Source organism: Catenibacterium sp. CAG:290, from assembly GCF_000437715.1.
Taxonomy (GTDB): Bacteria; Bacillota_I; Bacilli_A; order Erysipelotrichales; family Coprobacillaceae; genus Catenibacterium; species Catenibacterium mitsuoka_A.
The window spans coordinates 1-9,333 of sequence record NZ_FR898767.1 but is presented as its reverse complement, the minus strand read 5'-3'; the positions used below and the strand labels follow the sequence as shown (position 1 = coordinate 9,333).

Sequence of the window (9,333 nt, the reverse complement as noted above, 5' to 3'; positions counted from 1 at the left end):
TCTTAACTTAATGACATTGCCTCCGGGGAGGTTTTATTTCTTCTTTTTCTTATGTCTTGTCTTTTTGCGATAAGGATTGAACTGCTGCTGAGTCTTCATCGGTCTTTGTGTTGGCATACCAGTTGTAGGATCAATGTTGCCTAACTGTTTCATGACCTTACGTGACTGTTCAAACTGTTTTAATAGCTTATTAATTTCAGTCACAGACTGACCACAACCCTTGGCAATTCTTTCTTTACGTGATGAATTAATCATATCAGGATTTGCACGTTCTGCTTTAGTCATAGAATAGATGATTGATTCAGTCATCTTCATCTTAGCAGCAGCATCATCATCATTTAAATTAGGAATCTTAGGCATTCCTGGAATCATCTTTAATAAACCAGATAAAGGACCCATCTTCTGAAGTTTCTTCATCTGATCAAGCATATCATCTAAACCAAAAGTACCGGCTTTCATCTTATTGAAAGCTTTCATACTTTCTTTTTCATCATAAACATCCTGTACCTTTTCTACAAGGGAAACAACATCCCCCATACCAAGGATACGATCTGCCATACGGTCAGGATAGAAATAATCAATTTCATCTAATTTTTCACCTGTACCGATATATTTAATAGGAACATGAGTGACATGTCTAATAGAGAGGGCACCCCCACCACGTGCGTCACCATCTAACTTAGTTAAAACTGCACCAGTGATTCCTAGTCTATCATTGAATGTTGAAGCAACATTAACGATTTCCTGACCAGCTAATGAGTCAACAACTAAAAGGATTTCATCAGGATGGGCAATTTCTTTAACGTTTGCAAGCTCCTGCATCAACTTTTCATCAATCTGTAAACGACCAGCAGTATCGATGATCACTACATCGTTGTGATCATCACGCGCTTTAGCTAAAGCTTCAGTAACAATTGTTTCTACAGGTGTATCAGTTCCTTTAGAGAATACTGGTATATTAAGTTGTGCCCCTAATGTCTTTAACTGATCAATGGCAGCAGGACGATAAATATCGCCAGCAACCAATAAAGGCTTCTTACCTTGTTTTTCAGTGATTAATTTAGCAATCTTACCAGCAGTTGTAGTTTTACCTGAACCCTGTAAACCAACCATCATGATGATTGTAGGATCTTTAGAGTAGTCTACAGTCACCATTTCTGTACCAAGTAATGATACTAATTCATCATGAACAATCTTAACAAGAACCTGTCCTGGTTTTAATGAACCAATAACGTTCTGACCGATTGCTTTTTCTTTTGTATTTGCAATAAACTCTTTAACTACCTGGTAGTTAACATCGGCTTCAAGTAAAGCCAAACGGATTTCACGAAGCATCTCCTCCATGTTTGCTTCAGTAAGAGTCGCTTGTCCTGTTACCTTTTTTAATGTCTCTTGGAGTCTATCTGATAAAGATTCAAAAGCCATAATTACCTCCCTAGATATTCTTCAGCATTTCAAGATATTCATCAATATCTTCATGCTTCTTATTCTTTTCTTCTTCAATCTTATTAATTAAATTAAGTCTCTTACGATGATTTTCAAGAATATGTAATTTAGATTCATACTTCTCTAAACTCATCACAGAACGCTTAATATTATCAAAAACAGCATTTTTAGAAACACTTAAGTCTTCAGCTATTTCTGATAGAGACAGATCTTCCTCATAGTAGAGAGAAAGATACTGTTTCTGTTTGTCTGTCAACAATTCTCTATAACAATCCATCAAGAGGATGACTTGTTCTTTCTTTTTTAACTCTTCATCCATCATCTTACTCCATTAGATCATTACACAAACCATAAATATACTGTTCAAGATCAAATTCCTGTAAGTCATCAATCTTTTCACCTAGACCAATAAACTTAACAGGGATATTCAACATATCCTTAATAGAAAGAATAATACCACCCTTGGCAGTACCATCCATCTTAGTAAGGACGATACCTGTAATATCTGTAATCTTAGAGAATTCTACAGCCTGTGAAATACCATTCTGACCTGTTGTTGCATCTACTACAAGTAATGTTTCCTGAGGTCCTTCTGGTACAACTCTCTTGATGATACGATTCATCTTTTCAAGTTCTTTCATTAAGTTTACTTTATTCTGTAAACGTCCTGCTGTATCACAGATGAGTACATCATAACCGCCTGCTTTTGCCTGTTCTAATGCATCAAAGATAACAGAAGAAGGATCTCCCCCTTCTTTACCCTTAACACAAGGAATATTTAAACGGTTTGCCCATTCAGCAAGCTGTTCAATGGCACCAGCTCTAAATGTATCACCAGCAGCCACCATAACCTTCTTGCCTTCTTCATGCATAATCTTATTGGCAAGCTTAGCGATAGTAGTTGTTTTCCCTGCACCATTGACACCAACCATCAAGATGACTGTTAAGTCATTTTCTGCATAGTTGATCTTAGTTGTCATATATGAATCATTGGCATAGATGACAAACATCTTATCAACGATAATATCATTAATCGCATGAGGATCCTTGATATTTTCAAGACGTACTTCCTTCTTGATTTCATCTACAATCTTCATAACCATGTTGACACCAACATCACTCATGATCAGGATATTTTCTAACTCATCAAAATATTCATCGTTGATTTCACGATATCTTGCGGCTAACGCATTAATTTTAGATGAGAAAGAAGCAGATGATTTATCAAGACCAGCAACATACTTCTCATTCTGTTTTGTAGACTTACCTACAAATGTTTCTTTAATCTTTTGAAAAAATCCCATAATGCATCCTCCTAACTGCTTGCATATTCAGTGGCATCCTTAAGCTTAACACTGACAAGCTTAGTGACACCTTTTTCCTGCATTGTAGCCCCATATAACAGGTCACATTCAGCCATAGTTCCTTCACGATGTGTAACGACAATAAATTGTGTCTGATCTGAGAAACTACGTAAATACTTCGCAAAACGCTCTACATTCGCAATATCAAGTGCCGCTTCTACTTCATCGAGAATACATAAAGGAGATGGCTTAACGCTGATCATCGCAAATAAGCAGCTTAATGCGATTAGTGCATTTTCTCCTCCTGAGAAAGAATGCAGCTTAGCAGCCTTTCCAGGTGGCTGTGCTTCAATATCAATACCTGTTTCTAGAATATTATCTGGATCAGTATATTTAAGTGAAGCATGTCCTCCGCCAAATAAATAACGGAATACATCGTTGAATGCCTTATTAATGGCTTCAAATGAAGTGCTGAACTTCTCAACCATAATAGCATCCATATCTTTAATAGCTTTTAATAAGCTATCCTGTGCTTCTAATAATTGTGAACGCTGCGTACTTAGTGTTTCATAACGTGTACTTACATCATTGTATTGTTCAATGGATTCTACATTGACATGTCCTAGTGACGCAATACGCTGTCTTAAATCACGTACTTTATCCTTAGCCTTATCAATATCAATGGACATATCGGCTTTTTCCTGTGCATGTTCAAAAGTCATTGCATATGCATCATTAAGTCTTAATAAGTAGTTCTGAATCTCTGTTTCTAAACGAGACTTTGCGACCTTCTTATCCGTACTCTGACTTTCTACATCTTTTAAAGCAGCACGATGTTCACGTAAACGACGAGAGACTTCATCATTTTCATTCACATAACCCATACGGATTGTACGTTTTGCCTGAATTGTTTCTTTTAATTCATCACGACGTCTTTTTGCATCATTTAAACGATCAAGTAATTCATTGTTTTGAGTGCCTTTGATGACTTCATCAAGTTCGACACTCTGGTGTGTTAAGTTTTCATAATCAGCCTTAGCGACTTCATATTCATTCTTCTTGTTTGTGACAACAAGTTCAAGTTTTGCGAGAGACATCTGTTTCTGCATAAAGAGCTGTCCAATTTCTCTTCCCTCATTTTCTAATGTATGAAGATCTGACTTCATCTTATTAAGATCTTTTTCTTGTTGATCTAATGTACGAGACACACGTTCTAATTCTCTTTTAGACATCATTGAATTATTTGTATGCTTATTTGCACCACCAGTTAAAGAACCACCTACATTGATGATATCTCCTTCAAGGGTGACAACACGATAGCGATGATAAATAGATTTTGCGATTTCTGTCGCATGATCTAGATGATCAGCTACAATTGTATTACCTAACTGGTTTAATACAACATCACTAATAGACTTATCATAAGTCACAAAATCACTCATTACACCTAAATATCCAAGAGACTGTTCAGCAAGCATCTTTGCTTCATCTCTTAATAATCTAGGTTTCATTGTATCAATAGGTAGGAATGTTGCACGTCCTGCCTTATTCTTTCTCAAGAAATAAATAGCTTCTTTTGCCTGATCATTTGTACGAGTGACAATAAATTGCACTGCCCCACCTAGCGCTGTTGCAAGTGCTGTTTCATAGGTTTCCTCTGTTTCAATCAGATCACCTAAAGTACCACAAATACCAGATAAAGAATTTTTCGCACCTAAAATAGTACGTACACCATAGCTATAGCCACTCTTATTCTCAATAATATCAGTCAATCTTGTCTTCTCAGTACGAGAATTATGAATGTCAATATTCTTCTTTTCAATTAACGAACGAAGATTTGCCTGCTGTTTCTTATTTAAGGAATCCTTTTGAGAAAGGTCATTCTTTTCTTTCTTGACATCATTATAACGCTTCACTCTATCGTTATAATCTATAATCGCATCTTGAAGAATAGACTTCATACTTGCTTTCTTTTGTTCTATATCTTCCTGGCTTGTTGTTTCTAATATATGCTTACGATTGGCATCAATTTCAACCTTCTGTGTTTCAAGACTGCTGACTTCATTCATTGCCTCTAATAGCTTTTCCTGAAGTTCATTGACTTCCTGGTCAAGTGCATACATCTTCTTTTCAAGTTCTTCACTCTGCTTTTCATCAAAAATAACAGCACCATCATTGGTAATACGTTCATTTTCTAGGTCTTCTAACTCTTTATTTAAAGTCTTTAATTCTTCAGAAAGAGTACTGATTTCCTTTACTAGCACTGAAACTTCTACTTTCTGAAGTTCTTCTTTGAACTCTAAATATGTTTCAGCCTTTTCTTTTTGTCTTTTCAATGGTCCTATCTGTCGTTCTAATTCACTACAGATATCCTGAACACGGTCTAGATTGTCTGTTGTACGTTCAAGCTTTCTGACTGTTTCAATCTTACGTTTCTTATATTTTGCAACACCTGCTGCTTCTTCAAACATCGCACGTCGATCTTCTGGTTTGCTTTTCACAAACTCATTGATATTATTCTGAGAAATAATAGATAAAGAATCTCTACCAAGACCTGTATCCATAATCAAATCAGTAATATCCTTTAAACGGCACTGTTCTCTATTTAATAAGAATTCAGAATCACCTGTACGATAAAGACGACGTGTGATTTCTATTTCATTAGAATTAAAATCAAGAAAATGATCTTCGTTATTAAAGACAAGTGTCACTTCTGCTTCACCCTGTGCTTTACGATCTTCACTTCCAGAGAAAATGACATCCGTCATTGTTTCTCCACGCATTGCCTTTGCAGACTTTTCTCCTAGTACCCAGCGGATGGCATCAGTAATATTTGATTTACCGCATCCATTAGGCCCTACTATTCCAGTAATACCTGGCATGAATTCAACTACACTTTTATCCGCGAAGGATTTAAAACCATGAAGTTCAATTCGTTTTAAATACATGTTATTCCTCTCTAATCTAAAATAACTTTGCCGTCTTCAAAACCTTTTACGATTGCAAGAGACTGTACTTCATATCCAGCTTCTTCAATTCTATGTCTTCCCTGCTGGAATCCTTTTTCAACGACAATACCAATACCTTCAACTGTTGCACCTGCCTGATGACATAAGTCAATCATGCCCATAACAGCTTCACCATTAGCTAAGAAATCATCCACGATTAATACATGGTCTTCTGGACTTAAATACTTCTTAGAAATCTGTCCAATATAGTCTTTATTCTTAGTATAAGAATGAATTTCTGTAGTATAGAAATCATTGTCAGTAATTGAAGAAGAACCCTTCTTAGTAAATACTACATGACAATTATTGAATTTCTGTGCAACGACAACTGCTAAACCAATACCACTTGCTTCAATAGTAACAATCTTGTTGATTGGTTTATTGTTATATCTTTCATAGAATGCATCTGCAATCTTATTAAATAGTTCTACATCAATCTGATGATTTAAAAAACTATCTACTCTTAATACATTCTCATTAATAACATATCCGTCTTCTAAAATCTTTCTCTTTAACTCTTCCATCTTCACTAATCCTTTTTCTTTTTTGTGAGTCCTGTAAACATCTCATATGGGATATAAACAGTAAATACAGAACCAACATCTTCTTGTGATTCTACATCTATTTTATAGTGATGTAAATCAATAATCCTTTTTACTATAGATAAACCAAGTCCATTCCCTTCAATTGTACGTGATTTATCCTGTCTATAGAATCTTTCAAAGATATGAGAAATAGCATCTTGGCTCATTCCCACACCTGTATCTTCAAATCTTACCTGTAGTTCAGTCGGTGTTCTTCTCACTTCTACTGTTACTACACCATGCTCATTCGTATACTTGATCGCATTACTTAATAAATTGATCCATACCTGTTCCATACGGCTTTCATCTGCTTCAATAATGAATTCTTTTTTAGGATGAATGAATTCTATTTCAATATCCTTACTTAAAGCCGCATTATCTTCCATCTCAATAACACGATTAAGCTGTTCAATAAGTGGGAATTCACTCTTATCTAATGATGTATCTTCACCATCTAATAATGTTAATTGAAGCATATTCTTAGATAGATGAGACAAACGATTTGAATTGAACAATATAATATCTGCATATTTCTGTCTTTGTTCATCTGTCAGATTCTCATTCTTTAATATTGTCGCAAATCCACTAATAGCCGTTAAAGGCGTCTGGAACTCATGAGATACATCCGATATAAATTGTTGTCGGATTGTTTCCTGCTTAGCGAGTCTGACTGCCATTTGATTGAAGGAAGCATACAATGAGGATATTTCATCCTTTCCTTCATAATTGACACGCACCTTATAATTCCCTTTCGCAAGCTCATCAGTGACCTTTGTGAGACGTGAGATTGGTTTCACAATAATATCTGCAACAATCAGGAAGACAATACTTCCTGTCATCATAAAGATGATAGCTGCACTTGTATAAGACTTCATAAAGATATCTTTTGTAGCAGAAAAATCCTTCTGAACTGTAATCACATATGTTTGATTATCAATCTTAAATGCTTTCGCATATTGCGAAATGATTCCTTCGCTACGTAATGACTTTTCTTTAGAAGTCGCAAGTGTTTTTAATTCATCATCTTTAAGTATAAGTTTCTTATTAACATGTCCATAACTTTTTGTCTGTCCTTCACATGTGACGGTGAAAGACATTTCTGATGTTTCTGAATAATCTGCTAAAATCTTATCCTGATTCTTATCATCAATTAACTTGATCAAATCTGCAATATGATTGGAAGAATGTTCTAACTCTTCTAATGCCAGTTGATCAGAGTCACGATTATAAGATCTGATTGTAAAGAAACAACAGATTGAAAAGCTTAATAAAGATGTTAATAAAAAGCCAATTATAAGTTTACTATAAATAGACTTCATTACTCAACCTCTATTTTATAACCTAAGCCACGTACTGTCACAACTTTGAATCCTGGGAGATGCCCAAGATTCTCACGAATACGCTTAATGTGAACATCTACTGTACGATCAAAACCGTCATAATCCATTCCCCAGATTTTTTCAATAAGCTGTTCTCTCGTGAAAATCTGATTAGGATTTTTTGCGAGTTCAAATGCCAATTCAAACTGTTTTAAAGGAAGATGGATAATCTGATCCTGATAACGCACTTCATATTTATCACCATCAAAGATGACATCACCAATCTTCACTACATTAGAAGAATTAATACTATAACGCTTTAAGATTGTTTTAACACGCGCCATTAATTCATCTGGGTCAAAAGGTTTTGTAACATAGTCATCAATACCTAAAGAGAATCCTCTTAATTTATCTTTTGATTGTGATTTAGCTGTCAACATAATGACCGGGAATTCACGATATTGTCTCATTTGTTCAACAAGTTCAAAACCATCCATTCCGGGCATCATGATATCAACAACAGCCAAATCAATATATTGGTTTTCTACTATGTCCAATGCTTCTTCAGCATTAGCTGCTTCAATTGTATCAAAACCTGCTTTATCAAGATAGAAACGCACCAATTCTCTAATATGCATTTCATCATCTACAACCATGATTTTAGATTTCATCTTATTTCACCTCATTTTTTCTCATTATATCATACTTATTGCATCATGAAGAGATGAAAGTAAGTCCTCAAGCTGATCTAGACTCGAAAGTGTTGCACCTGAAGCAAGGGCATGTCCTCCCCCACCAAACTTAGCAGCCACTTCATTAATAATCGCATTTCTAGAACGAATAGAGACACGATAGACATTATCTTTCGTATTTTCTGTAATAGCACACCAGACTTCAAATTCCTTGACATTCGCAAGTGTATTGACGTAGCTAGAGCCTTCTTCACGACTAATACCTAATTCTTTAAGGTCTTCATCCTTCAATATATAGTAAGCCACTTTATCATTGACTTTATAATTGTTCAAGATAAACTGTGTGACTTTTAAATCTTTTTCTTCTCTTAAATACATTGTTTGATAGATTTCTTCAATATTAATACCGAATTCCAATAAGTAAGATGCTGCCTTGAATGTACGCTCATCAGTAGAGCGATACATAAATCTATTTGTATCACCAATAATACCCATATATAAAGCACGTGCACCTTGTTCATTTAAAGAATAAACATCCTTTACTTCTTCTAATAATAGAGAAACAATCTGTGAAGCACTTGATACAGTGGCATCTTCAATATTGATATCTCCATAAGAATCTACGACGATATGATGATCAATCTTAATGATCTTCTCACATCCTGAAATATCACCATCAATACGTTCACGATTAGCTGTATCAATCACAATACCTAGAGTAGGAAGTTCTTTTTCTTCATCTATAGGGGCATTGAATTTTTCCCATAAAACATTCTCAAAGCTCCCTTTTAACACAACATTGATTTCTGGAAAGTTTTCTTTTAAGAAATAATACATACCTACAGTAGAACCAAAAGCGTCATAATCAGGATTAATATGACGATATAAGAATACTTGTTTATATTGTTTTAATAAATTAATTATTTTATCCATAATTTAACCCACCTCGTATAATATGTACGTAATCAGTTAATGAACTC

Annotated in this window: 8 protein-coding genes; all 8 read right to left on the bottom strand. The window is 34.9% G+C overall.

Annotation, left to right across the window (positions count from 1 at the left end):
* Positions 1-33: 33 nt before the first annotated feature.
* The 8 genes from ffh to QVO42_RS00710 are packed head-to-tail and all read right to left on the bottom strand — an operon-like array spanning position 34 to position 9,286.
* Positions 34-1,425 (bottom strand): signal recognition particle protein, encoded by a 1,392-nt coding sequence (gene ffh / locus QVO42_RS00745; protein WP_022424281.1) that lies wholly within the window; start codon positions 1,423-1,425, stop codon positions 34-36.
* A gap of 10 nt (positions 1,426-1,435) precedes the next feature.
* Positions 1,436-1,765 carry a YlxM family DNA-binding protein gene (gene ylxM / locus QVO42_RS00740; RefSeq protein WP_022424280.1) on the bottom strand — a complete coding sequence of 110 codons (330 nt, stop codon included), beginning with the start codon at positions 1,763-1,765 and terminating at the stop codon, positions 1,436-1,438.
* A gap of 4 nt (positions 1,766-1,769) precedes the next feature.
* Positions 1,770-2,750 (bottom strand): signal recognition particle-docking protein FtsY, encoded by a 981-nt coding sequence (gene ftsY / locus QVO42_RS00735; protein WP_022424279.1) that lies wholly within the window; start codon positions 2,748-2,750, stop codon positions 1,770-1,772.
* Positions 2,751-2,761: 11 nt separating this feature from the next.
* Positions 2,762-5,698 carry a chromosome segregation protein SMC gene (locus tag QVO42_RS00730; protein ID WP_022424278.1) on the bottom strand — a complete coding sequence of 979 codons (2,937 nt, stop codon included), beginning with the start codon at positions 5,696-5,698 and terminating at the stop codon, positions 2,762-2,764.
* 11 nt (positions 5,699-5,709) lie between these two features.
* Positions 5,710-6,282, bottom strand: coding sequence for a xanthine phosphoribosyltransferase (locus QVO42_RS00725; RefSeq protein WP_022424277.1), 573 nt, complete (start codon positions 6,280-6,282; stop codon positions 5,710-5,712).
* Positions 6,283-6,287: 5 nt separating this feature from the next.
* A complete protein-coding gene (locus tag QVO42_RS00720; RefSeq protein WP_022424276.1) occupies positions 6,288-7,661 on the bottom strand; it encodes a sensor histidine kinase in 1,374 nt (457 codons plus the stop codon).
* Positions 7,661-8,332: a response regulator transcription factor gene (locus QVO42_RS00715; protein WP_022424275.1), complete on the bottom strand. Its 672-nt coding sequence runs from the start codon at positions 8,330-8,332 to the stop codon at positions 7,661-7,663. The genes QVO42_RS00720 and QVO42_RS00715 overlap by 1 nt, the downstream gene beginning before the upstream one ends.
* A 24-nt stretch (positions 8,333-8,356) precedes the next feature.
* Entirely contained in the window at positions 8,357-9,286 is a 930-nt protein-coding gene (locus QVO42_RS00710) for a DHH family phosphoesterase (protein WP_022424274.1), read from the bottom strand.
* Positions 9,287-9,333 lie beyond the last annotated feature (47 nt).

Coding starts and splice junctions, on each gene's coding strand:
- ylxM (WP_022424280.1), bottom strand. CDS start 1,765: ATGGATGAAGAGTTAAAAAAGAAAGAACAAGTCATCCTCTTGATGGAT.
- QVO42_RS00715 (WP_022424275.1), bottom strand. CDS start 8,332: ATGAAATCTAAAATCATGGTTGTAGATGATGAAATGCATATTAGAGAA.
- QVO42_RS00725 (WP_022424277.1), bottom strand. CDS start 6,282: ATGGAAGAGTTAAAGAGAAAGATTTTAGAAGACGGATATGTTATTAAT.
- ffh (WP_022424281.1), bottom strand. CDS start 1,425: ATGGCTTTTGAATCTTTATCAGATAGACTCCAAGAGACATTAAAAAAG.
- QVO42_RS00720 (WP_022424276.1), bottom strand. CDS start 7,661: ATGAAGTCTATTTATAGTAAACTTATAATTGGCTTTTTATTAACATCT.
- QVO42_RS00710 (WP_022424274.1), bottom strand. CDS start 9,286: ATGGATAAAATAATTAATTTATTAAAACAATATAAACAAGTATTCTTA.
- ftsY (WP_022424279.1), bottom strand. CDS start 2,750: ATGGGATTTTTTCAAAAGATTAAAGAAACATTTGTAGGTAAGTCTACA.
- QVO42_RS00730 (WP_022424278.1), bottom strand. CDS start 5,698: ATGTATTTAAAACGAATTGAACTTCATGGTTTTAAATCCTTCGCGGAT.